At 64.1% G+C, this 21668-nt stretch carries 23 protein-coding genes; 13 read left to right on the top strand and 10 right to left on the bottom strand.

Annotated features, from left to right (window positions below; all coding sequences use genetic code 11):
- The first annotated feature begins 57 nt into the window (after window positions 1–57).
- The 3 genes from IRZ77_RS21205 to IRZ77_RS21195 are packed head-to-tail and all read left to right on the top strand — an operon-like array spanning window position 58 to window position 4487.
- Window positions 58–2574 carry a TcfC E-set like domain-containing protein gene (locus IRZ77_RS21205; protein ID WP_108481470.1) on the top strand — a complete coding sequence of 839 codons (2517 nt, stop codon included), beginning with the start codon at window positions 58–60 and terminating at the stop codon, window positions 2572–2574.
- Window positions 2575–2576: 2 nt separating this feature from the next.
- Window positions 2577–3311, top strand: coding sequence for a pilus assembly protein (locus IRZ77_RS21200; protein WP_085601784.1), 735 nt, complete (start codon window positions 2577–2579; stop codon window positions 3309–3311).
- 12 nt (window positions 3312–3323) lie between these two features.
- Entirely contained in the window at window positions 3324–4487 is a 1164-nt protein-coding gene (locus tag IRZ77_RS21195; protein ID WP_196174359.1) for a hypothetical protein, read from the top strand.
- Window positions 4488–4503: 16 nt separating this feature from the next.
- Here IRZ77_RS21195 and IRZ77_RS21190 read toward each other — a convergent pair whose 3' ends face one another.
- Both IRZ77_RS21190 and IRZ77_RS21185 read right to left on the bottom strand, forming a co-directional pair.
- Window positions 4504–4656 (bottom strand): DUF3309 family protein, encoded by a 153-nt coding sequence (locus IRZ77_RS21190; RefSeq protein ID WP_003252624.1) that lies wholly within the window; start codon window positions 4654–4656, stop codon window positions 4504–4506.
- 211 nt (window positions 4657–4867) lie between these two features.
- Window positions 4868–5461 (bottom strand): nitroreductase family protein, encoded by a 594-nt coding sequence (locus IRZ77_RS21185; RefSeq protein WP_085601782.1) that lies wholly within the window; start codon window positions 5459–5461, stop codon window positions 4868–4870.
- Between the two features lie 143 nt (window positions 5462–5604).
- Between IRZ77_RS21185 and IRZ77_RS21180 the strand changes: the two genes are divergently transcribed.
- Together IRZ77_RS21180 and IRZ77_RS21175 are read left to right on the top strand one after the other, a co-directional pair.
- A complete protein-coding gene (locus IRZ77_RS21180) occupies window positions 5605–6054 on the top strand; it encodes a YcgN family cysteine cluster protein (RefSeq protein WP_085601781.1) in 450 nt (149 codons plus the stop codon).
- Window positions 6055–6095: 41 nt separating this feature from the next.
- Window positions 6096–7304, top strand: coding sequence for a hypothetical protein (locus IRZ77_RS21175; protein ID WP_085601780.1), 1209 nt, complete (start codon window positions 6096–6098; stop codon window positions 7302–7304).
- Between the two features lie 191 nt (window positions 7305–7495).
- Here the strand turns inward: IRZ77_RS21175 and IRZ77_RS21170 are convergent, their stop codons facing one another.
- The 3 genes from IRZ77_RS21170 to IRZ77_RS21160 form a co-directional block, all read right to left on the bottom strand.
- On the bottom strand, window positions 7496–7834 hold the full coding sequence (locus IRZ77_RS21170; protein ID WP_046616465.1) for a YgaP family membrane protein: 339 nt from the start codon (window positions 7832–7834) through the stop codon (window positions 7496–7498).
- Between the two features lie 62 nt (window positions 7835–7896).
- Window positions 7897–8367 carry an RNA methyltransferase gene (locus tag IRZ77_RS21165; protein WP_046616464.1) on the bottom strand — a complete coding sequence of 157 codons (471 nt, stop codon included), beginning with the start codon at window positions 8365–8367 and terminating at the stop codon, window positions 7897–7899.
- Window positions 8368–8438: 71 nt separating this feature from the next.
- Window positions 8439–8810, bottom strand: coding sequence for a YajD family HNH nuclease (locus IRZ77_RS21160; RefSeq protein WP_003259546.1), 372 nt, complete (start codon window positions 8808–8810; stop codon window positions 8439–8441).
- A gap of 132 nt (window positions 8811–8942) precedes the next feature.
- On the opposite strand from IRZ77_RS21160, the gene IRZ77_RS21155 reads away from it, so the two are divergent.
- Window positions 8943–9221, top strand: a complete 279-nt coding sequence (locus IRZ77_RS21155; protein WP_046616463.1) for a hypothetical protein — start codon at window positions 8943–8945, stop codon at window positions 9219–9221.
- Window positions 9222–9334: 113 nt separating this feature from the next.
- Here IRZ77_RS21155 and IRZ77_RS21150 read toward each other — a convergent pair whose 3' ends face one another.
- Window positions 9335–11377 carry a S9 family peptidase gene (locus tag IRZ77_RS21150; protein ID WP_196174357.1) on the bottom strand — a complete coding sequence of 681 codons (2043 nt, stop codon included), beginning with the start codon at window positions 11375–11377 and terminating at the stop codon, window positions 9335–9337.
- 137 nt (window positions 11378–11514) lie between these two features.
- Between IRZ77_RS21150 and IRZ77_RS21145 the strand changes: the two genes are divergently transcribed.
- From IRZ77_RS21145 to IRZ77_RS21135, 3 genes are read left to right on the top strand one after another with little or no spacing between them, the layout of a single operon-like run.
- Window positions 11515–12021: an MFS transporter gene (locus IRZ77_RS21145; protein ID WP_108481473.1), complete on the top strand. Its 507-nt coding sequence runs from the start codon at window positions 11515–11517 to the stop codon at window positions 12019–12021.
- Window positions 12022–12033: 12 nt separating this feature from the next.
- Window positions 12034–12807 (top strand): class II glutamine amidotransferase, encoded by a 774-nt coding sequence (locus IRZ77_RS21140; protein WP_013973756.1) that lies wholly within the window; start codon window positions 12034–12036, stop codon window positions 12805–12807.
- A 9-nt stretch (window positions 12808–12816) separates the two neighbouring features.
- Window positions 12817–13338 carry a DUF2937 family protein gene (locus tag IRZ77_RS21135; RefSeq protein WP_046616460.1) on the top strand — a complete coding sequence of 174 codons (522 nt, stop codon included), beginning with the start codon at window positions 12817–12819 and terminating at the stop codon, window positions 13336–13338.
- Between the two features lie 121 nt (window positions 13339–13459).
- On the opposite strand, the gene IRZ77_RS21130 is transcribed toward IRZ77_RS21135, so the two are convergent.
- Window positions 13460–14371: a LysR family transcriptional regulator gene (locus IRZ77_RS21130; RefSeq protein ID WP_015271343.1), complete on the bottom strand. Its 912-nt coding sequence runs from the start codon at window positions 14369–14371 to the stop codon at window positions 13460–13462.
- 128 nt (window positions 14372–14499) lie between these two features.
- On the opposite strand from IRZ77_RS21130, the gene IRZ77_RS21125 reads away from it, so the two are divergent.
- The 4 genes from IRZ77_RS21125 to IRZ77_RS21110 are packed head-to-tail and all read left to right on the top strand — an operon-like array spanning window position 14500 to window position 18172.
- Window positions 14500–15786 carry an MFS transporter gene (locus tag IRZ77_RS21125; protein ID WP_013973753.1) on the top strand — a complete coding sequence of 429 codons (1287 nt, stop codon included), beginning with the start codon at window positions 14500–14502 and terminating at the stop codon, window positions 15784–15786.
- Between the two features lie 9 nt (window positions 15787–15795).
- Window positions 15796–16575: a 5-oxoprolinase subunit PxpA gene (locus IRZ77_RS21120; RefSeq protein WP_046616459.1), complete on the top strand. Its 780-nt coding sequence runs from the start codon at window positions 15796–15798 to the stop codon at window positions 16573–16575.
- Window positions 16572–17258, top strand: coding sequence for a 5-oxoprolinase subunit PxpB (pxpB, locus tag IRZ77_RS21115; RefSeq protein ID WP_046616458.1), 687 nt, complete (start codon window positions 16572–16574; stop codon window positions 17256–17258). Before IRZ77_RS21120 ends, pxpB begins: the two co-directional genes overlap by 4 nt.
- Window positions 17255–18172 carry a 5-oxoprolinase subunit C family protein gene (locus IRZ77_RS21110; RefSeq protein ID WP_135001729.1) on the top strand — a complete coding sequence of 306 codons (918 nt, stop codon included), beginning with the start codon at window positions 17255–17257 and terminating at the stop codon, window positions 18170–18172. The genes pxpB and IRZ77_RS21110 overlap by 4 nt, the downstream gene beginning before the upstream one ends.
- A gap of 114 nt (window positions 18173–18286) precedes the next feature.
- Here the strand turns inward: IRZ77_RS21110 and IRZ77_RS21105 are convergent, their stop codons facing one another.
- The 3 genes from IRZ77_RS21105 to IRZ77_RS21095 all read right to left on the bottom strand — a co-directional run bounded on the left by IRZ77_RS21105 (window position 18287) and on the right by IRZ77_RS21095 (window position 21618).
- Window positions 18287–19465 (bottom strand): vWA domain-containing protein, encoded by a 1179-nt coding sequence (locus IRZ77_RS21105; protein WP_196174355.1) that lies wholly within the window; start codon window positions 19463–19465, stop codon window positions 18287–18289.
- A gap of 13 nt (window positions 19466–19478) precedes the next feature.
- Complete coding sequence (locus tag IRZ77_RS21100; RefSeq protein ID WP_013973748.1) at window positions 19479–20324, bottom strand: AAA family ATPase; 846 nt, start codon at window positions 20322–20324, stop codon at window positions 19479–19481.
- 226 nt (window positions 20325–20550) lie between these two features.
- A complete protein-coding gene (locus tag IRZ77_RS21095) occupies window positions 20551–21618 on the bottom strand; it encodes a DUF748 domain-containing protein (protein WP_108479950.1) in 1068 nt (355 codons plus the stop codon).
- Between the last annotated feature and the right edge of the window lie 50 nt (window positions 21619–21668).

Here is a 21668-nt window from a genome sequence, read left to right as displayed (position 1 = left end):
AACCGCCTCGGCCCTTCGGTTAACCGAGGGAGCCGGGGCCGGTCCCTGGTTTGAATCATGTTCAATTTGCTTGCAGTCGGCCGACAGGTGTGTCGTCGGCTGGTCTTCTGCGCCTGCCTGTCACCGTTCTACAGCTGGGCGGGTGACAGCGATGCGGCTATTGTCCTGAGCGCTGTCGAAGGGTTGCCAGCCGAATTCGAAGCCCATTTTTTTGATGTGCCGCTGGCCGTGCGCGTAGAGCTGGATGGGCGCTACCTGGGCGATGCCATGGTGATCCTGACCCGCGATAACCGCGTGCAACTGCTGGAATTCACCGATACCCAGGATAGCCATGAGCCTGCGCACCTGCGTAGCCTGTGGCAGGGGTACCTGGCACCCGGGCGCGCGCTCGGCGATTGCCGACATGACTGCCCTGGCGGCCTCAAGACCATGCATTACAGCTTGGCCAACTCTCAGCTGTCGTTGCTGACCCGCAATGCCGAAAAAACCGCGCAAGCGTCCCGTTATCACCGCGTACCCGAGCAGGGCAGCGCGGGCCTTCTGCTGCGCAATCAGCTCAATGTGGTGAACGATGGCAACAGCACCAGCGGGCGCATCAACCTGATGGGGCAGGGCAGCCTGGGTAGCTGGACCGGGCTGGCAGATGCCCAGGTTGACCGTAGCGACGGGCGGCAGGGCAGGGATGCGCACCGTGTGGCGCAGCTGTACGCCGAGCGCCTGCAGGACGAGCACTTCTGGCGGCTTGGGTATGTGATGCCAGAGGCCCAAGGGCTGGTGCGCCAACCCACAATGCTGGGTAACGCCCCCCGTACCACCCTTGGGGTGATGTTCGGCAGCAGCGATAGCCTGTTGGTGGATAACGGCCAGGCCAGTGCCGTGCCCATCCATGTAACTCCCAACCGACCGGGTCTGGTGGAGATTTACCGCAACGGCTCGTTGATCAACAGCCAGCAGGTGCAACCTGGGTTGCAGACGCTGGATACCCGGGTGCTGCCGGGGGGTATCTACGAAGTGCAGGTACGGCTGATCGAAGATGGCCGCGAAACCTCCCGCAGTGAAGCGTTCATATACAAGCCGGCCCAGTGGCAGAACCTCGATAGCCGTTGGCGCTACAACCTGTACCTGGGCCGGCAGGCCAGCGTGCTCGATAACCGGGATGAGCCACAGGCCGACGGCCTGGCGGCCGGTGTCATGAGCAACTATTTGTTGCACCCCAGCGCGGTGCTTGGGTTGTCGGCCCAACAGGTGGAAGGCACCCGCCAATATGGCACCTCGCTGGACTGGGATGCATCCGAGCAACTGAGGCTTTACGGCAACCTCAACCATACCGACGGGCGGGGCAGCGGCTACGACCTGCAGGTGACCCACACCTACGCACGTGGCTCGCTCTTGCTCAGCCATCACCAGCTGTGGCTCGAAAGCCGCCCCTATGCCAGGGGCGAAGCGTCGCGCCTGGAAACGAGCAGCCAGAGCAGCGTCTCGCTCAACCACCGGGTTACCTCACGCAGTTCCGCCACCCTGCGCCTGGAGCATGCCGCCGGCGCGTCCGGCGGCCTGGGCGTCGACCTTGGCTGGGTGTTCCACGGCAAGCTGCTGGGCAGCGACAGCAATTTCCGGCTGTCGCTGTTCGACCGCCCTGAAGCCGGCCGCTACAGAGGGCGGCGTAGCCGTGGGGTCAACCTGAGCGTGAGCATGAGCCTGGCCCTTGCCGACCGGCAGGCGGGCATCGATGTTGGCAGCCGCGCAGGGCGCGACGGCGAAGGTACTGACCGGCACGCCTCGCTCTGGTACCAACAGGACGTAGAGCTTGGCCCCGTGCACAGCCTGGGCGGCGGAGCCATGGTCGACCGCTACGGCACCGGCTTTTCAGCCAACGGCCGGCTGCAAGGCCAGGCCTTCGATGGCGACCTGTTTGCGCAGACCTCCACCTACGACAACAAGGCCAGCGGCGGGCTGAACCTCCAGAGCACCCTCGCTATGGGTGGCGGCCAGCTGACGTTGAGCGGGCAGGGCATGGTTGAGCAAGCCGGGTTGATCATCGATGTCGACACCGACCTTGAAGGCGTGGCCCTGGTCGCCAGTGACGAGCATGGTAGCAGCAGCGAGCTGCATGCCGGGCGCAATGTCATCCCGGTGAGCGCATTCAAGGAAGGCCATGTGACGTTCGATTTCGATGCCCGGCAGGCACCCGCAGCGCAAATCCAGCCGACGAGCATGGATTACCACCTCAACCGTGGCGGCGTCGAATACCGCCAGTTGAAAGTGTTGCGGACGGTCACCGTACTAGGCCGCCTGGTCGACGGCCACGGCCAGGCGATTCGTGGCGCACGGGTCATCAATGATGCCGGCCGCTCGGTGAGTGAGGCCGATGGCTATTTCACGGTGGAAATGAACGAGTCCCGGCCAACCCTGGAAGTACAGCTGGCCGGCGCTTTGGCGTGCTTGTTGAACCTGTCCCCCGAACAGCACGTGCGAGAAGACGATGTGCTGATGGTGGGCGACCAGCGTTGCATGCCTCCCCAGGCAGGCCGGGCCGAAGATGCACGGTTTGAATCCATAGATGAACGAGGTTGAGAATGCAGTTATTCAGGTTGCTGACGATATTGGCGCTGCTGCCGCTGACGGCCCAGGCCGGGCCGCAGCTGAATGTGGGTGGGCTTTACGACTACCTCGAAGCGGGCAAGACCACGTTGGCCAAACGTATCTACAACCGCGGTGACAGCACGGCCTTCGTCAAGGTCAGCGTGCTGGAACTGGTGTATGACGGCCAGGGCAAGCCAAGGGAAGTGGAAATCGAGCACCTTCCGCTCGAACAGCGCGGCGTGGTGGCCAGCCCGGCGCGGTTGATCATTCCGGCGCAGGGAATGCAGTCGGTGCGCTTGCTGTACCGCGGCGAGCGCGACAGGGAGCGCTATTTCCGCCTGCGCTTCATCCCTGTGCTGCCGGACAAGGACGACCGTTTCGCACTCAGTGAAACGCAGATCGAGCAGTACCGCGAAACCCTCAGTGCGGGCGTGCAGTTTCTGGCGGGCTACGGCACGTTGCTGTTCACCCGACCGAACGATACCCGCTACCAGACATCCCTGCGCCAGGCTGGCGGGCAACTGAGGGTGGGCAATGAAGGCAATGCGACCGTGTTGCTCGACAACTTCCGCCATTGCCAGGCTGGCGGGCAGGGCTGCAGCGAGCCGGTCAAGCACCACCTGCGCCCTGGGGTCGTGCGTGAGTTTGCCGAGCAGCCAGGGTGGGAGTACCGCTTTGACCTGCATGAGGGGGCAACGCACAAAGCCCTGACGTTCAAGGCCCCCTGAGAGGCGCAGGCGATGAAGCGAACCCTAGTGACCTTGTGGGTCACGTTCGGCCTGCTCGCGGCCCAGGCCGCACAGGCTGCCGATGTCACGCTTGCACTTCGCTACCGCGGTGAAACCCGGCAGTTCGAGAACCTGACGTCTCGGGCCTCCTCGGCCTGCGCCCGCGTTGCTGCATTGTGCGACAAGCCGTTGCAAGGCTTGGTGCAACTGGAGGCCAGCTTTGAAAAGCAGGTTGATGGCGAACAGGCTGACGGCTTCCATTTCGCACGACCGAGCCAGCCGGGTATTCTGTATCTGACCCGCGAAGGGTCGGCAGAGCAGGCCCGCGTGGAAATCGAGATCACCCACATTGGCGGGGTGGTGACGCGAATGGGCGACGGGCCGTCGCTTCCCTTGCAGCCGGGCCTGCAGAGCAGCGGTTGTCAGGCAGTGCTGAACGCCGGGGCAGGGCACCCATTACTTTGGGCGGTACCCGCCAATGGTTGCAGGGTGGGCTTGCCGCCAGGCGATGTTGGCCGTTACCGGGTCAGAAATCTGCTACTGGGCTATCGCTTGAAAATGCCCAATCCGGCAAGCCTTGCCGCCGGCAGGTATCGCGGGCGAATCCAGTATTCACTGGGCCCTGACAGGGATATCGGATTGGGTTCGAACAGGACGGTGACAGCCCTGGATACCGATTCGGTGGCCTTTCATGTCGAACTGGAGGTGTTGCATGACCTGGATGTGCGCTTTGGCGCTGATGCACAACGTGTGGTGCTGGAGCCGCGGCCAGGCTGGGAACGGTACGCAGGGCGCCATGGCCTGCCGGGCAAGCTGGAAAAAGACATTCCCTTCACCCTGACCAGCAGCGGCCCATTCAAAGTCTGGGCGACCTGTTCATCATCGGCCAATGTCGGCTGCCCCTTGCAGGCCGCCAATGGTGACCGAACCCCACTGTACCTGGCGGTGAGCCTGTCGGGAGCCTTGCATCGTGGCAGCGCGGTCAACAGGCGGACACTGTCGCTGGGAGGGGAGCAGCATGCGCTGGCATTCGACCTGCCTGCCGACGGGCCGGGACTCTGCCGGGGCCTGCTGCACTTCCATGTGCTCCCACAAGGCATGTCGGGCGCCGAGCGAATGAAGCCTGGGCAGGTTTATACGGGTGCCGTGACAGTGGTGTTCGATGCAAGCCTGTAGCCGGGCGGTTGGCAGTTCATATCATGCCCAATAACAACAGCACCAACAGGATCACCAGCACCACGCCGATGATGCCGGACGGGCCATAGCCCCAGCTGCGCGAGTGCGGGAAGACCGGTAAGCCACCAATCAGCAGAAGGATCAGGATGATGATGAGGATCGTGGTCATGACGGAGTCCTTGCGTGGTTGAGGGTCAAGGGCCTCGGACTGCTGGCCTCTTGTAAGTAAGGACTGGTGAAATATGCCAAAGATTCCATTTGTGTAGCGCTTGTGCCGGTCTCTTCGCAGCGCAAGGCTGCTCCTACAGGTGTGTGCGGTCTTTCACTACGCTGTGGCAGCAGCCTTGTGCTGCGAAAAGGCCGTTACAGCCAATGAGGGCTCACAGGCTGAAATCACCCTCGGCAGCCAGCTCGCTCAGTGGCTTGCGCGGGCTCGGTACTTCACGCGCCTGCAGGGCTTCGTTCAGGCTGGACTTGTCGCCCAGCTTGCCAATCGCCACCATGGCATGCAGCACGTAACCCTCAGGAACCTTCAACTCCTGACGCGCCAGTTCCTGGTCGAAACCGGCCATGCCATGGGTATGCCAGCCGCTGATGCTGGCTTGCAGGGCCAGGTGCCCCCAGGCGGAGCCGGTGTCGAAGGTGTGCCACAGTGCCGGTCTTTCTTCCGTGGCGCCCGGAGCGGCGTAGGTTGTCTTGGAAATCACCACTACCAGCGCCGAAGCTTGTTGCGCCCAGCTGCGGTTGGCCGGCACCAGCAGGTTCAGATAGCGCTCCCAGTTCGGCGTGTCACGGCGGGCATAGAGGAAGCGCCAAGGTTGCGAGTTGTTCGCCGACGGCGCCCAGCGTGCAGCTTCGAGGAAGCTCAGCAGGGTTTCTTCGCTGATCGGCTCGGCGGTGAAGGCGCGTGGCGACCAGCGGTTGATGAACTGCTCGTTGATGGCGTAATCGGCAATGCGAGGGGTGGCGCTCATGGCGGCTCCTGCAAAAGGACGGGAAACGCGCACGCTACTGCGTCGCTTCGCGACTGACAAGCGGTCTGGCTTTGCCGAAGGCCAGGCTCTAGACTGGCGCCGCCGCGCGCCGTGGCCCCAAGATGAATGCAGGAAACCGTGTCATGATCGCTGAAAACGCGCCGTTCTGGCGGCGCAAGACCCTTGAGCAACTCAGCCCGCAAGAATGGGAGTCGCTGTGTGACGGCTGCGGCCTGTGCTGCCTGCAAAAGCTCGAGGACGAGGACGACAACAGCGTTTATTACACGCGCATCGCCTGCAAACTGCTGGATCTGCACACCTGCCAGTGCAGCGATTACCCAAACCGCTTCGCTCAGGTACCTGACTGCATCCAGCTCACCCCGGGCAAGGCCGACCAGTTCAAGTGGCTGCCGAGCACCTGCGGCTACCGCCTGGTCAGCGAGGGCAAGGACCTGCCGGCCTGGCACCATTTGGTCTGCGGCGATCGCCAACAGGTCCATGAACAGCGCATTTCCCAGTCGGGGCGCATGCTCAGTGAACATGAAGTGCACGAAGACGACTGGGAAGACCACCTGATCTTCCGCGCCAGCTGACCGGCGCGGCCCGCTGCCATGGGGAAACAAGGAGTTTCTGTATGCGTTGCCAGCTGTTGTTGCTGTTAGGCCTGATGGCCAGCTCGCCCGCCTGGGCGAAAAAGGTCGACCTCGACTACCAGGTGCGCCTGTTGCCAGCCAGTGGCCAGGCGGAGGTCCGCCTCACCTTGGCCGAAGGCAGTGCCGTGCGCAGCCTGGACTTCGACCTGGGCAAGGCCGGGGCCTACAGCGGCTTCCAGGCTGATGGCCAATGGCAACTGCAGGGCCAGCGCGGCGTGTGGCAACCGGCGGCCGGCAAGACCAGCCTCAGCTACCGCGTGCAGCTGGACCAGAAACGCGCCAGCGGCGCCTATTCGTCGCGCATCACCCCGCATTGGGCGCTGTTCCTCGGCGACCAGCTGGTACCGCCTGCACGGCTCGACCAGCAGGATGGCACCGAGCTGGTGGCGCGTCTGGCGTTCGACCTGCCCGAGGGCTGGAGGAGCATCGAGACCTCCTGGCCGCGCATCGGCAAGGACAAGTTCCGCATCGACAACGTTTCGCGTCTGTTCGACCGTCCCACCGGCTGGATGCTCGCCGGCGACCTGGGCAGCCGCCGCGCCCGCCTTGGCGAAACCGAGGTGACCGTGGCCGCACCGGTTGGGCAGGGTATGCGGCGCATGGACAACCTGACCATGCTGACTTTTGTCTGGCCGCAATTGCAGGCGGTATTCCCGCGCAACCCGCCGAAGCTGCTGTTGGTCGGTGCCCGCGACGGCATGTGGCGCGGGGCGATGGCCGCGCAGGGCTCGTTGTACCTGCACAGTGCCCGGCCGATGGTCAGCGAGAATGGCAGCAGCCCACTGCTGCGCGAAGTGGTGCAACTGTTTGCGCAGATCCATGGGCGTGATGGCAGTGACTGGCTGGTGGAAAGCCTGACTGACTACTACGCCAGCGAGTTGCTGCGCCGTTCGGGCGGGGTGAGTGATGACCGTTACCAGGCCTGGCAGGCGCGCCTGAGCAAGCAGGGCGCCAAGGTCACCCGCCTCAAAGGCGAGCATGCCACCCCGGCGCAGGTGGCGCGCGGGGTGATGCTGCTGCAGGCGCTGGACAAGGAAATCCGCATCCACACCCAGGCCAAACGCTCGCTGGACGATGTTGCCCGCGGGCTGATGCGTCTGCCCAGCGTCAGCACCGAAGACTTCATACAGATCAGTGAAAACGTACTGGGACGGCGCTCCGAGGTGTTGCAGAGCAAGGCGTTGCGCTGAGCACCTCTTTCGCCCGTACCGGCCTCTTCGCGGGTGAACCCGCTCCCACAGGTTTATTGTTGCCCTCTTTGATCATACTGGCCCTTTCGCAGCACAAGGCTGCTCCTACAGGTAATGTACTGCCCTCAAGACGGTGCCGTCCCTGTGGGAGCGGGTTTACCCGCGAAAGGGCCGGCACAGGCAGTGCAAAATCAATTGGCCAATGGATCCTTCCCGGTCACCGTCACCCCCCGCGTCGCTGCGTCGGCACTCGCCTTCAATGCCTCCAGCTCCGCCGCGCTGCGCTCGATGTCCGAACGCAAGCGGTGATATTCCTGCCGATGCCGCTGCCACCAGGCCTTGGTTGCACAGTGCCCGCTGAAGCCTCGAGCCAGTGCCAGGCCGCCCACTGCGATCTGCAACAACCCGACCAGGCCGCCGTGGCGCAGCCCCTTGCTGACCATCAGCGCGCCGCCAGCCAGCGAACTGGCGCGCTCCAGGCCATGAACGTTCTTGTCCTGCGATGTCGCAGCCGAATGGATATCAAGCATGGCAAGGTCTCCGTCTGAAGTGTATGCAGGTGACCTGTTGGCCACCGTCATCGTTCAGTCGGCTATTTGAACTTGGGCCCCGAACGGGTATTCAGCCCCTTGGCCATACGGTCATACAGCACCACATTCACCGTCGCTGCCAGGTTCATGCAGCCCTCGGTCGGAATGTAGATGGTCTCTTCGCACCACGCCCGCACATCGGCACCGAGGCTGCCGTCTTCCGGCCCGAAGATATAGATGGCCCGGTCCGGGTGGGTGTACTCCGGTAATGGCCGCGCACCTTCCACCAACTCCACTGCCACCGGCGTGCAGCCAAGCGGGATGATGCGCTGCAGGTCGTCGATGCCGATCAGTGGGATGTCGTAGTGCACGCGCTTGGTGTCGGTGACGAAGTCACGGGCACGCTCGTAGCGTTTGCCGGTGTAGAACACCGAATTGACGCCGTAGCAACCCGCGGCGCGCATCACCGAGCCGACATTTTCTGCCGACTTGGGGTTGAACAGACCGATGCAGCTGTATCGTTTGTTTGCCACGTACCGGGGCCCTTCGCGAAAAAAGCGCGATTATACGGGCTGCCCGGTAGCAGCGGGGGGCGAATCGATGGTCAGTCTTTCTTCAGCATGCCCGCCAGCCCGGCGAACGGGTTGTGGGTGGCCTTGGCAATGCTCGGGGTGCTGGTGGAGCCTTCGCTGAAGTACTGCTGGTCGGTGTAGCGCGAGTGCTCGTTGTCGTGGCAGTACAGGCACAGCAACTCCCAGTTTGAGCCGTCCTGCGGGTTGTTGTCGTGGTTGTGGTCGCGGTGGTGCACGGTCAGCTCGCTCAGGCGCTTGCCAGAGAACTCGCGGGCGCAGCGGCCGCAGACGTGCGGATACATTTTCAGGGCCTTGTCGCGGTAGCCCATTTCCTTGTCGCGCTTGGCATCGGCCAGGATGCGGTCCAGGCGCGCGGTAGCGGCGGCGGAAGAGGTGGAGCTCATGGTGTTTCCTTTGTTCTGATCTGGCAAATGACGGTTATGCCACTGAGTCTAGCGCGCTTGCGGGGCAGGCGGACAGGCGAAAGCTGTGATTTAGGCGTAGCCTGTAGGAAGGTTCCCGACAGGAGGTTGCTGATGTTTCGCGCGATCCTCGCTGCGCTGTTGTTGGCCGGCCTGCCCATGGCCGAAGCTGCCAGCACGCCACCCCGGCTGAGCACGCCGGTGCCCGGTGCACCGGGTACGCCGACGCCTACGCCATATCCGCAGATTACCCCGAGTACACCGCCCAAGGCCTATGACAGCCAGCCGGGGGCGCCGTTGCTGCCACCGATGCCAGTGCCCGGACCGCCGAAGGACCAGCCATTGCCGGGGTTGCGCCAGGACCCGCCGAAGCAGCCGGTGCAGGATGATTGAATTCAGCCGGCCTGCCCCGGTTTTCTGTGGGAGCGCGCAGGATTCAGGGCATGCGCGGTACCTGTAGGAGCGGCCTTGTGTCGCGAAAGGGGCGCAAAGCGCCCCCAGTTTTCTCAAACGATACCTAGCTCGCCGAACACGAACGCGTATTCCAAAGCCACATCCTTGAGCCCCTGATACCGCCCGCTCATTCCGCCATGCCCAGCCCCCATCTCGGTCTTGAGCAGCAGCAGGTTGTCGTCGGTCTTGCGCGTGCGCAGCCGCGCCACCCATTTGGCCGCTTCCCAGTACTGCACGCGGCTGTCGTTGTAGCCCGCCACCACAAGCATCGCCGGGTAGGCCTGTGCCTTCACGTTCTCGTACGGTGCGTAGGCCTTGATCCGCTCATACACCTCCGGCTCCTCAGGGTTGCCCCATTCGTCGTACTCGGTCACGGTCAGCGGCAGCTCGGGGTCGAGCATGGTGTTGAGCACATCTACGAACGGCACTTCGGCAATCGCACAGCGGAACAGCTCGGGGCGAAGGTTGAGCACCGTGCCGATCAGCAGGCCACCGGCGCTGCCGCCACTGATGGCCAGGCGGTCGGCAGCCGTTACACCCTCGGCGATCAGGTGCTCGGCACAGGCGATGAAATCGCTGAAAGTGTTGTGCTTGTGCTCCTGCTTGCCGGCGCGGTACCAGGCTTCGCCCAGTTCGCCGCCGCCACGCACATGAGCGATGGCAAAGGCCACGCCGCGCTCTAGCAGGCTCAGGCGCGCGTGCGAGAACCACGGGTCGAGGCTTTCGCCATAGGCGCCGTAGCCATACAGGTAAAGCGGCACGGTCTGGCCCAGGTCCTGGCGGCGGCGCACCAGGCTGATCGGCACCCGGGTGCCGTCCGCTGCCGTGGCCCAAAGGCGCTCGCTGACATAGTCATCTGCATCGAACGGCCCCAGCACCGGGGTTTGCTTGAGCACCGCCTGGGCACCACTGGCCAGCTCCAGCTGGCGTACCTGGGCCGGGCGGTTGAGTGCTTCGTAGCGCAGGCGCAGGCATGGGCTGGCGAACTCCAGGCTGTCCTGCACGTAAAGGCTGTAGGCCGCGTCGGGCAGTTCGACGCGGTAGGCCGCCAGGCCCTGTGGGCGCACCTCGATGATCGGCAGGCCGCCTTCGCGCAGGCTCAGGGTCAGCGCGCCGGCATTCAGGCTCAGGCCTTCGAGCATGATCGCGTCGCGGTGCGCTACCAGCACCTGCCATTGCTCCCGGCTGGGCACTGGTGCGACCGGGGCGTGGTACAGGGCGAAGTTGATGCCGTCCTGGTTGGTGCGAATGAACCAGCGCCACTGGCCGTCGAGCTGGCCGTGGTCGGGGAAATATTCGTGACCTTCGACGCGTGGCGCCAGGCAGGTGAACGGAGCCTGCGGGGTTTCCGCGTCCAGCACCCAGGCTTCGCTGGTGGTCTTGCTGTTGAGCAGCAGCACCAGCTGGCGTTCGGAACTGGTGCGGTAGCAGTGCAGGAAGAAGCGCCCGTCGGGCTCCTCGAACACGGTCTGCGCGCCTTCGTTGCCCAGGGTGTGGCGACGCAGGCGCCATGGGCGATGGGTGTCGTCCAGTTCGGCGAAGAACAGGGTCTGGCTGTCGTTGGCCCAGGTCAGGCTGCCATCACAATCGTCGAAGGGCAGGGTAGTGACGCTGCCACTGGCCAGGTCCTTCACATACAGGGTGAAGATTTCGTCGCCGCTGGTGTCCAGGCTATAGGCCAGCAGGCGGTGGTCGGGGCTGACGTTGAACGCGCCGAGGGACAGGAAACCGCCATTGGCCAGGGCGTTGGGGTCGAGCAGCAGTTGCTCCTGGCTTTCATCGACCGTGTTGGAGTCGTCGGCCGGGCGCGGGCAGCGGTAGTGGCGCGGGTACTCGTCGCCCGCGGTGGTACGGGTGTAGTACAGGTAGGGGCCCCAGGGCGTCGGCAGCGACAGGTCGGTTTCCAGGATGCGGCCCTTGATCTCTTCGAACAGTTGTTCGCGCAGTGGCGCCTGGTTGGCCAGGCAGGCTTCCTGGTAGGCGTTCTCGGCTTGCAGGTAGGCAAGCACCTCGGGGGTGTCACGCTGTTGCAGCCAGGCGTACGGGTCGCTGGCCTGGGCCTGGTGGGCAATCGGGGGTTGGGGCTTGGTTGGCATTGAGGATCTCTTGATTGGGGTTGCCGTGCCGGCCTCTTCGCGGGTAAACCCGCTAAGAGGCCGGTACAGGCAAACACTGTCTGCGCCCGGAAAAGTGTTTATCATAGGCATCTCTTTGCCTGGCTTGCACGAACACCATGACCGAGAACGACTACACCCTCGCCTGGGGCCTATATGCCGTTGCCGCCCTGGGCTGCCTGATGGTGGGCTTCAAGCTCACCGGCTGGATGTGGCGCTGGCTGCGCGAACCGCTGCGAGTGGTGCTGGCAGTGCTGTTGCTGACCCCGACCATCGTCGACCCGGTCAAGGACAGTTTCGCCCCGGCCATTGCCATCACCGCCCTTGATGTCGCCTTCAAGGTTGGCAACAACGCCTGGCGCGCAGTGTCCGACTTCGCCATGTACGGCATGGGGGCCTTTTCCCTGTATTTCCTTTTCGTACTGGTGCGCTTGCCGCTGGAAAAGCGCGCCCGCGAGCGCCGCGCGCGGGCGGAGGCCGCTGCCCAGCGCCAGGCTGCCGAAGATGACCAACTCGGCGCCCAGGCACCCTTGGCCGCCGAGCGCCGCGACCGTTACCGTGACGCGCCACCTCCAGCCGCCTCTGCCACCCTCCGTGGCGGCGGCCGGGTCGAGCCCCGTCTGTAAGCGGAGACATCTATGTGCGAACTGCTGGGCATGAGTGCCAACGTCCCTACCGACATCGTCTTCAGCTTCACCGGCCTGATGCAGCGCGGTGGCCGCACCGGCCCGCACCGTGACGGCTGGGGCATCGGCTTCTACGAAGGCCGTGGCCTGCGCCTGTTCCAGGACCCGGCCGCGAGCAGCGAGTCGGAAGTGGCCAACCTGGTGCAGCGCTACCCGATCAAGAGTGAAGTGGTCATCGGCCATATCCGCCAGGCCAACGTCGGCAAGGTATGCCTGTCCAACACCCACCCCTTCGTGCGGGAAATGTGGGGCCGCAACTGGTGCTTCGCGCACAACGGCCAGCTGGGCGACTTCAAGGGCCAGGCCAGTTTCTACCGGCCGGTGGGCGACACCGACAGCGAGGCGGCCTTCTGTGACCTGCTCAACCGCATCCGCAGCGCCTTCCCAGAGCCTGTGCCCGTGGAACAGCTGCTGCCGGTGCTGGTCGAAGCCTGTGCCGGCTACCGTGGCCAGGGCGTGTTCAACTGCATGCTCAGCGACGGCGACTGGCTGTTCTGCTTCTGTTCGACCAAGCTGGTGCACATTACCCGCCGGGCACCCTTTGGTGCGGCGCGCTTGAAGGATGTCGACCTGATCGTCGATTTTCACACCGAAACTACCCCCAACGACGTGGTCACGGTGATCGCCACCGAGGCCTTGACCGAGAACGAGACCTGGCAGCGCTACGAGCCGGGTCAGTGGGCCCTGTGGCGGCACGGCGAGTGCGTGGCGCACGGCCAGAGCTAAGGACGCGGCATGTTCAGAAGTTACCTGCGGTTGCTGCTGTTCACCTTCGGCCTGCTGGCCGGTATCCAGGTCCCGGGGCTGGTGAAGGACTACAGCCAGCGGGTCGAGGCGCACCTGTTCGAGTCACGCGAAGCGCTCGACGGCTTCCGGCAGACCGCCGAACGCTTCTTCAATGGCGACCTGCAGGCGCTGCTGCGGCATTACCGCAGCAGCGACGACCCGGTGTTCAACAGTGATGCCAACAGCATCGAAAGCCTGATGATCCGCAACGAACTGCTGGAAAACGAATGGCAGGCGCTGCAAGCGCCATGGGCGCAGCGTACCTGGCACGTGCTGATGCAGGCCGACCCGCAGTTGCGCGAAGAAACCCTCAATGGCTACAGCTACCAGATCCTGCTGGCGCCCGAGGCGGTTGCCTGGGGGCTTGGTGCAGGTTTTGTGCTGGCCTTCGTGGTCGAAAGCCTGTTGCTGGGGATTGGCTGGGTGATCCTGGGCGGGCGGCGCGGGGCGGTGAAAGAGAGCTGGCGCTGATCTTTGCTGTGCCTGTGGCGGCCTTTTCGCGGGTGAACCCGCTCCCACAGGTACTGCGCAGCCCTCAAGATGTGGGAGCGGGTTCACCCGCGAAGAGGCCGGCAAAGGCAAAGAAAATCTGTCAGACCAACACAATCCGTTGCCCACCCACATCCCGCGCATACCTCTCCAGCACCTGCCGGCATACCCCGACCACTTCATCCACCAACGCCACCCCGGTCTGCCAGGCCACCACCAACTCCAGGCTCGGCGGCGGTTGCAGCCCCTGCAGCAACACCAGCTCACCCCGGCTCAACTCGGCATCCACCAGCGCCGGCGGCAACGCCCCAATGCCAAACCCGTCGCGCAACAGCCGGGTAATCGCCGCCACCGAGTTCACGCAGTTCAGCCGCGGCGTTTCGGCCCCGGCACTCAACAGCAGGCTCAGCACTTCCTGGTGCGGCCGCGAGTTCTTCGAGAAGGTGATGATGCGTTCCCGCCCAAGCTCGGCCAGTGAAGCGTAGTCGCGGTGCTGGTGCGAGCCGGCGGCCACCACCCAACCCATCGGGTAGCGCGCCAGGTCCAGGCTGCGGATCGACTGCTCGCGCAGCAGGTCGGTCTGCAAGATCACGTCGAGAAAGCCCTTCTGCAATTGCTCGCGAAGGTTCAGTGCAGTGTCGGCCACCAGTTCGATCTCCACCTGCGGGTACCGCTCGGTCAGCTCCGCCACCAGCGCGCTCATCCAGGTGTGGATCACCGTGTCCATCACCCCGATACGGATGCGTCCGACCTTGGCCCGGTCGCTGTCCAGCGACTGTTTCATGGCCTTGGCGGTTTCCAGCATGCGCTCGGCATATTCCAGTACCTTGCCGCCTTCCGGGGTCAGGCTGACGCCGCGTGAATCGCGCAGCAGCAGCTTCACGCCCAGGTCGGCCTCCAGCGCGGCAATGCGGCTGGACACCGAGGCCTGGGTGGTGAACAGCTTTTCCGCGGTCAGGCGGAAACTCTTTAGCCGGGCGACCCAGACGAAGGTTTCGAGGAAGCGAAGGTTCATGATCAGTTTTTCTTGTTCCAGACCGGCGGTTTTTCTCGTTGGACGCAAACGGCGCGGTCTCTGAACAATGGCAGCCAGGCCGCGACTCATTGTCGCCCATAAAACAATACCAACAAGCCGAGGCAAGCATGAACCCCACCGGCGTGCAGCAGCAGGTCAGCTCCCCATCTTCGTCCGGGCCCTTCGCCTGGTATCGCGACATCGACTCACAGCAGCGCCGGACGTTCTGGAGCTGCAAGATCGGCTACGGCCTGGACGGCATGGACACGCAGATGCTCAGCTTCGTCATTCCGACGCTGATCATGCTGTGGGGCATCACCACCACCGAAGCCGGGTTGATCCACACCAGCACCTTGATCGCCTCGGCCGTGGGTGGCTGGGTGGCCGGCATTCTCTCCGACCGCATTGGCCGCGTGCGCACCCTGCAACTGACGGTGTTGTGGTTTGCCTTCTTCACCTTCCTCTGCGGGTTCGCCCAGAACTACGAACAGCTGCTGATCGCCCGTACCCTGATGGGCTTCGGCTTTGGCGGTGAGTGGACCGCCGGCGCGGTCCTGATCGGCGAGGTGATCCGCGCCCAGGACCGTGGCAAGGCGGTGGGCATGGTGCAGTCCGGCTGGGCCCTTGGCTGGGGCCTTACCGCCATCCTCTATGCGCTGTTGTTCTCCTGGCTTCCGGCAGAGCAGGCCTGGCGCGCGCTGTTCCTGCTGGGCCTGGTACCGGCGATCTTCGTGATCTTCGTCCGCCGCCTGGTCAAGGACCCCGAGGTATACCGCGAGGCCAAGGCGGTGGAAAACGCCGAGGCGCCTGCGCAGTTCTATGAAATCTTCGCCCCGGGCATGCTCTGGACCACCGTGCGTGCGTCCCTGCTGACCACTGGCGCACTGGGCGGCTACTACGCCATTACTTCGTGGCTGCCGACCTTCCTCAAGAACGAGCGCGGCCTGAGCGTGCTGGGTACCGGTGGCTACCTGGCCATGGTGATCGTCGGCTCCTACGTCGGCTATGTGGTCAGTGCGTACCTGTCCGACCTGCTGGGGCGCAAGAAGAACTTCATCCTGTTCGCCGTGGGCTCGTTCGTCATCGTGCTGCTGTACACGCAAATGCAGGTCAGTGACGGCGTGATGCTGTGGCTGGGCTTCCCGCTGGGCTTCTTCGCCTCGGGCATCTTCAGCGGCATGGGCGCGTTCCTCACCGAACTGTTCCCCACGCGTATCCGCGGTTCGGGGCAGGGCTTCTGCTACAACATCGGCAAGGTTATCGCGGCACTGTTCCCGCTGCTGATCGGCGTGCTCGGCCAGAAGGTGCCGCTGGGCCTGGGTATCGGCGTGTTCTCTGCCGTGTCCTATGGGGTGGTGATCGTGGCCGCGCTGAGCCTGCCGGAAACCCGCGGCAAACAGCTGCAGGCGCGTTAAGGTAGGCATATGAACAACGACAACGGAGGCCGTGCGGTGGAACGCCTGCTACTCAATTGCGACATGGGCGAGAGTTTCGGCAGCTGGCGCATGGGCCTGGATGCCGAAGTCATGCCCTACATCGATTGCGCCAACATCGCCTGCGGCTACCACGCCGGCGACCCCGGCATCATGCGCCGTACCGTGGCCCTGGCGCTGGAGCACGGCGTGACCATCGGTGCGCACCCGGCCTACCCTGACCTGGTCGGCTTCGGCCGCCGTTCCATGGCCTGCAGCCCGGAGGAAATCCGCGACCTGTTGCACTATCAGATCGGTGCGCTGGAAGGCATCTGCAAAGTGTTGGGCGGCCGCGTGGCCTACGTGAAACCCCATGGCGCGCTGTACAACGACATGATGGCCGACCCGCTCAAGCTGCGTACCGTACTGGAGGCTGTGGCGGCCTATGGCGGCGGCCTGCCGTTGATGCTGATGGCCACCGCCGACAACCGCGCCGCCCAGGCCCTGGGCGATGAAATCGGCGTGCCGCTGTGGTTCGAAGCATTCGCCGACCGCGCCTACACCGCCAGCGGGCACCTGGTGTCGCGGCGCCTGCCCGGTGCGGTGCACCACGACCCGGCGCTGGTGGTGGAGCAGGCCGTGCGCCTGGCTCGTGGCGACACGCTGGTGGCGGACGATGGCAGTGCACTGACGCTTGCAGCCAGCACCCTGTGCGTGCACGGCGACAATGACAGTTCGGTAGCGGCGGTGCGGCAGATTCGCCAGGCCCTCGATGCCCTGGAGTCGCGATGAAGCCGCGTATTGAAGTTGTGGCCATCGACAGCCTGATGGTGCGCCTGTTCGATTCCATCGACGAGGGCAACATGCCGTGGATGCTTGCCGCCAGCCAGCGCCTGCACGCGGCGTTCGGCGAGCACTTGCTGGACCTGGTGCCGTCCTACACCACGCTGATGGTGCAGTTCGACCTGCCACCGGGTGAGGCGAGGGCATTGATCATCCGTGCGCTGGAGAGCTTGCAGCCAGACACGGGCAGCGGTGGCCGCCGCCATGAGATCCCGGTGTGGTACGACGCCAGCGTCGGCCCGGAGCTGCCGGTGTTGGCGGCCCGCAGTGGCTTGAGTGAAGCAGAGGTGATCCGCTTGCACAGCGAGCGCGAGTACCCGGTGTTCGCGCTGGGTTTTGCCCCCGGTTTCGGCTTCATGGGGCTGGTGGACGAACGCCTGGCCAGCCCGCGCCTGAGCACCCCGCGCAAGCGCGTGGCGGCCGGCAGTGTCGGTATTGCCGAGCGCCAGACGGCGGCCTATCCGGCGGTATCGCCGGGTGGCTGGAACCTGATCGGGCGTACCCCGGTGCGCCTGTTCGACCGTGAACGCGAGGGCTACAGCCTGTTGCAACCCGGTGACCGGGTGCGCTTCGTGCCGGTTTCGCGCAGCGAGTTCGTGGCGTTGGGCGGTGATGTGGAGGCGCAGGCATGAAGCAGTTGAAGATCGAGGCCAGTACACCGCTGTGCCAGTTGCAGGATGCCGGGCGCTTTGGCGTACGCCACTTGGGCGTGACCCAGGGCGGGGCGCTGGACTGGGTGGCGATGCACTGGGCCAACTGGCTGCTGGGCAACCCGTTGGCGGCACCGGTGGTGGAGGTGGCGCTGGGCGGTTTCTGTGTGGTCGCTGAACAGGATTGTGTGCTGGCCCTGGCCGGTGCCGACCTTGATGCGCGGGTCGATGACCAGCCGCTGGCGCCCTGGCGCAGCTTTGCCTTGGCCAAGGGGCAGCGGTTGAGCCTGAAACAGCCGAAGCAGGGCGTGCGGGCGTATCTGGCAGCACCTGGCGGTTTTCTTGGCGAGGATGTGCTGGGCAGTCGTGCCACGGTCGTGCGCGAAGAACTGGGCGGTATCGATGGCCACGGCTCTGCGCTCGGCAAAGGCCAGGCGCTGGCATTTTCAGGCACGTCGGCGAACCTGCGTGAGGTACCGGAAGCGCTGCGGCCACAGTACGCACAAAAGCCTGTGCTTGACCTGGTGATGGGCGCACAGATCGGTGACTTCAGCGGTACCAGCCTGTTCGAGGCGTTCAACCGCGAGTGGACGCTGGACAGCCGTGCCGACCGCATGGGCATCCGCCTGCTGGGGCCGCAGCTGGTCTACCAGGGCGCGCCGATGATTTCCGAGGGGATTCCGCTGGGGGCGGTGCAGGTGCCGCCGGATGGGCAGCCGATCGTGTTGCTCAATGACCGGCAGACCATTGGCGGTTATCCGCGGCTGGGGGCATTGACGCCGTTGGCGCTGGCGCAACTGGCGCAGTGCATGCCGGGGGCTGTGGTGCGGTTCCGGGCGGTGGTGCAGGATGAGGCGTGGCGGGAGCAGCAGGTATACCTGGACCGTTGGCGTTGAGGCTGGCGGCCTCTTCGCGGGTGAACCCGCTCCCACAGGTACCCCACAGGCCTCAAGGCTTGCGCAATACCTGTGGGGGCGGGTTCACCCGCGAAAGGGCCGGTACCGGCAAAATCACTTGGACAGGTAACGCATCCCTTCCTCCAACCCCTGCAAGGTCAGCGGGTACATCTTGTCCTCGATCAAGTCCCGCACCAGGTGGGTCGATGCGGTGTAGTCCCAGGCCTGCTTCGGGTACGGGTTGATCCAGATGATCTTCCTGAATTTCTCCTTGAAACGCTGCATCCACACATAGCCGGCCTCTTCGTTCCAGTGCTCCACGCTGCCCCCCGGCTGGGTAATCTCGTAGGGCGCCATGGCCGCATCGCCGACGAACACAACCTTGTAGTCATCGCCGTACTTGTGCAGCAGGTCGAAGGTGGAATAGCGCTCCGAGGTGCGGCGCAGGTTGTTCTTCCAGACCGACTCGTACACGAAGTTGTGGAAGTAGTAGTACTCCAGGTGTTTGAACTCGGTCTTGCACGCCGAAAACAGCTCTTCGCAGACCTTGACGTGGGCGTCCATCGACCCACCGATGTCGAACAGCAACAGCAGCTTCACCGTATTGCGCCGCTCGGGGCGCATCTGGATGTTCAGCAGCCCGGCATCCCGCGCGGTGTGGTCGATGGTGCCATCGATGTCCAGCTCTTCGGCGGCGCCTTCACGGGCGAACTTGCGCAACCGGCGCAAAGCCAGCTTGATGTTGCGGGTGCCCAGCTCCACCTGGTCGTCCAGGTTCTTGTATTCGCGCTGGTCCCATACCTTCACCGCCTTGCCCTGGCGTTTGCCGGCCTCGCCCACGCGGATGCCCTCGGGGTTGAAGCCGCCCGAGCCGAACGGGCTGGTGCCGCCAGTGCCGATCCACTTGTTGCCGCCGGCGTGACGCTCCTTCTGCTCTTCGAGGCGCTTCTTGAACTCCTCGATCAGCTTGTCCAGGCCACCCAGCGACTGGATCTGCGCGCGCTCCTCGTCGGTCAGCGAGCGCTCGAACTCCTTGCGCAGCCAGTCTTCGGGGATCAATGCCTCGATATGCCGGTCGAGGTTTTCCAGGCCCTTGAAGTAAGCGGCGAAGGCGCGGTCGAACTTGTCGAAATGGCGCTCGTCCTTCACCAGGATGGCGCGGGCGAGGTAGTAGAACTCGTCCATGTCGGCGAACACCACGCGCTTTTGCAGGGCCTGGTGCAGGTCGAGCAGTTCGCGTACCGACACCGGCACCTTGGCCGCGCGCATTTCATTGAACAGGTTGAGCAGCATGGCCCGGCTCCTGTCAGCGGTTGCCGCGCCGGCTCATGAAGGCCAGGCGCTCGAGCAGTTGTACGTCCTGCTCGTTCTTCACCAGCGCGCCGGCCAGCGGTGGAATGGCCTTGGTCGGGTCGCGTTCGCGCAGCACCGCTTCACCGATGTTGTCGGCCATCAGCAGCTTGAGCCAATCGACCAGTTCGGAGGTGGACGGCTTTTTCTTCAGGCCTGGTACCTTGCGCACGTCGAAGAACACGTCCAACGCCTCGCTGACCAGCGACTGGCTGATGTTCGGGTAGTGCACGTCGACGATCTGCTGCAGGGTAGTGCGGTCGGGGAAGGCGATGTAGTGGAAGAAGCAGCGGCGCAGGAAGGCGTCCGGCAGCTCCTTTTCGTTGTTGGAGGTGATGATGATGATCGGGCGCTGTCTGGCCTTGATGGTCTCGTCGATTTCGTAGACGTAGAACTCCATCTTGTCGAGTTCCTGCAGCAGGTCGTTGGGGAACTCGATGTCGGCCTTGTCGATTTCGTCGATCAGCAGGATGACCCGTTCCTCGGCCTCGAAGGCCTCCCACAGCTTGCCCTTCTTCAGGTAGTTGCGCACATCATGGACCTTGTCCACGCCCAGCTGCGAGTCACGCAGGCGGCTGACCGCGTCGTACTCGTAGAGGCCCTGGTGGGCCTTGGTGGTGGACTTGATGTGCCAGGTGATCAGGCGTGCACCGAACGAAGCTGCCAGCTGCTCGGCGAGCATGGTCTTGCCGGTGCCGGGTTCGCCCTTGACCAGCAAGGGGCGTTCGAGGGTGATGGCCGCGTTTACCGCCAGTTTCAGGTCGTCTGTGGCGACGTAGTCGCGGGTGCCTTCGAACTTCATGGGTCTGTCCTCTGCCGTATGCCTGTCAGGGCCTCTTCGCGGGCACGCCCGCTCCCACAGGAATTGCACAAACTATGGATCTGTGGAGTACCTGTGGGAGCGGGCGTGCCCGCGAAGAGGTCCAACACCTGTTTTCGATTTGTCACCGACTATAACGCGGGGTTCGTCGACTGGAAACGCAGACCAGGTATTCAGTCCCTGAATGCCCCGTCACGGCATTTTGGTCTCAATCCGGCGCGTCACGCTCATACCGCGCATTGAACGCCTGAATGAACCCGTTGCGCAGGATCTGCAGAAACGCCTCGAAGGCGCTGATATCCTGCTTGTGCACGCTACCGCTGAGCTCTACCCGGGTCGCGAACTGGTTCTTTGGCTGGTTCTTCAATACCGTCTCGGTCGCGCCCACCAGCGCTTCCCAGACTGAGCGGAAGAAGCCTTTGTCCTTTTCCTGCACATCCTGCTGCCAGTCGAACACATCCACATCCCGCAACAGTGGCTTGATGTACCCATTCAATCGGCCGTTGGTCGCCTCGGCCTCTATCACTACATCCCCGTGCCCGGCATTGAAGTCGAACTTGCCGTATGCGCTGGCGAAGTCGTTGAGCTTGCGCAACTCGATACCCGTGGCGCGCAGGCGGAACTCGAAGTCGTCGAAATCGCTGAACGGGTCGAAGGTGGCGCGACTTTCCACCTTGGCATCGCCTACGATCAGCGCCGTGCCATCAAAGCTGGCATCACGTCGGCCCTTTTCGTCACGGATGTTGGTGAGGTTGCGAATACTGGCATCGAGCTGAGTGGCCTTTAGGTTGACGGGTGGCTTGGAGTTGAAGTTGCGGAAAGTCAGCACGCCTTTGTCGATGCGAACCTCGTTGAGGGTGATCGGCAGCAGTTTTTCCAGTTGCTGGCGCCAGTCGGTGCCCTGGCCGGTCTGCGAGTTCTGTTTGTTGCCGCCATCGACGAAGTTGAGCTCCGGCCGGTCGAACACCACTTCGGCAACCACTGCGCGGTCGTACCACAAGGCGTGCCAGCTCACCGACAGGTCGATCAGCGGCGCGTCGAGAAACGGCACCGGCACCTTGCCGGTGGTCTTGACGATCTTCAGCCCATTGATCTGGTAAGCGCCGCGCCACCAGGCCAGGTCCACATCGGCCACCTGGCCACGGTAGTCGCCCATGTCGGCCAGTTTGTCGTTGAGGTAGTCGCGCACCAGATAGAGCAGGGCCAGGTGCAGCGCCACCAACAGCACGATCAGGCTGGCCAGGCCGATCAGCGGCCAGCGATAACGGGGTCTCATCGACGTGTCTCCAAGGCGGGATATGCGGTTGACCGCAAGGTGTCTGGCTG

Origin of the sequence: Pseudomonas pudica (assembly GCF_015680405.1) — a bacterium.
Classification (GTDB): Bacteria; Pseudomonadota; Gammaproteobacteria; order Pseudomonadales; family Pseudomonadaceae; genus Aquipseudomonas; species Aquipseudomonas pudica.
Note: the sequence above shows the minus strand (reverse complement) of the source record. Positions and strands in the feature narration are given on the sequence as shown.

Bases quoted from the DNA above. Each gene is read 5' to 3' on its own strand.
- IRZ77_RS21205 (WP_108481470.1), top strand. From the start codon at position 58: ATGTTCAATTTGCTTGCAGTCGGCCGACAGGTGTGTCGTCGGCTGGTC.
- IRZ77_RS21200 (WP_085601784.1), top strand. From the start codon at position 2,577: ATGCAGTTATTCAGGTTGCTGACGATATTGGCGCTGCTGCCGCTGACG.
- IRZ77_RS21195 (WP_196174359.1), top strand. From the start codon at position 3,324: ATGAAGCGAACCCTAGTGACCTTGTGGGTCACGTTCGGCCTGCTCGCG.
- IRZ77_RS21190 (WP_003252624.1), bottom strand. From the start codon at position 4,656: ATGACCACGATCCTCATCATCATCCTGATCCTTCTGCTGATTGGTGGC.
- IRZ77_RS21185 (WP_085601782.1), bottom strand. From the start codon at position 5,461: ATGAGCGCCACCCCTCGCATTGCCGATTACGCCATCAACGAGCAGTTC.
- IRZ77_RS21180 (WP_085601781.1), top strand. From the start codon at position 5,605: ATGATCGCTGAAAACGCGCCGTTCTGGCGGCGCAAGACCCTTGAGCAA.
- IRZ77_RS21175 (WP_085601780.1), top strand. From the start codon at position 6,096: ATGCGTTGCCAGCTGTTGTTGCTGTTAGGCCTGATGGCCAGCTCGCCC.
- IRZ77_RS21170 (WP_046616465.1), bottom strand. From the start codon at position 7,834: ATGCTTGATATCCATTCGGCTGCGACATCGCAGGACAAGAACGTTCAT.
- IRZ77_RS21160 (WP_003259546.1), bottom strand. From the start codon at position 8,810: ATGAGCTCCACCTCTTCCGCCGCCGCTACCGCGCGCCTGGACCGCATC.
- IRZ77_RS21155 (WP_046616463.1), top strand. From the start codon at position 8,943: ATGTTTCGCGCGATCCTCGCTGCGCTGTTGTTGGCCGGCCTGCCCATG.
- IRZ77_RS21150 (WP_196174357.1), bottom strand. From the start codon at position 11,377: ATGCCAACCAAGCCCCAACCCCCGATTGCCCACCAGGCCCAGGCCAGC.
- IRZ77_RS21145 (WP_108481473.1), top strand. From the start codon at position 11,515: ATGACCGAGAACGACTACACCCTCGCCTGGGGCCTATATGCCGTTGCC.
- IRZ77_RS21140 (WP_013973756.1), top strand. From the start codon at position 12,034: ATGTGCGAACTGCTGGGCATGAGTGCCAACGTCCCTACCGACATCGTC.
- IRZ77_RS21135 (WP_046616460.1), top strand. From the start codon at position 12,817: ATGTTCAGAAGTTACCTGCGGTTGCTGCTGTTCACCTTCGGCCTGCTG.
- IRZ77_RS21130 (WP_015271343.1), bottom strand. From the start codon at position 14,371: ATGAACCTTCGCTTCCTCGAAACCTTCGTCTGGGTCGCCCGGCTAAAG.
- IRZ77_RS21125 (WP_013973753.1), top strand. From the start codon at position 14,500: ATGAACCCCACCGGCGTGCAGCAGCAGGTCAGCTCCCCATCTTCGTCC.
- IRZ77_RS21120 (WP_046616459.1), top strand. From the start codon at position 15,796: ATGAACAACGACAACGGAGGCCGTGCGGTGGAACGCCTGCTACTCAAT.
- pxpB (WP_046616458.1), top strand. From the start codon at position 16,572: ATGAAGCCGCGTATTGAAGTTGTGGCCATCGACAGCCTGATGGTGCGC.
- IRZ77_RS21110 (WP_135001729.1), top strand. From the start codon at position 17,255: ATGAAGCAGTTGAAGATCGAGGCCAGTACACCGCTGTGCCAGTTGCAG.
- IRZ77_RS21105 (WP_196174355.1), bottom strand. From the start codon at position 19,465: ATGCTGCTCAACCTGTTCAATGAAATGCGCGCGGCCAAGGTGCCGGTG.
- IRZ77_RS21100 (WP_013973748.1), bottom strand. From the start codon at position 20,324: ATGAAGTTCGAAGGCACCCGCGACTACGTCGCCACAGACGACCTGAAA.
- IRZ77_RS21095 (WP_108479950.1), bottom strand. From the start codon at position 21,618: ATGAGACCCCGTTATCGCTGGCCGCTGATCGGCCTGGCCAGCCTGATC.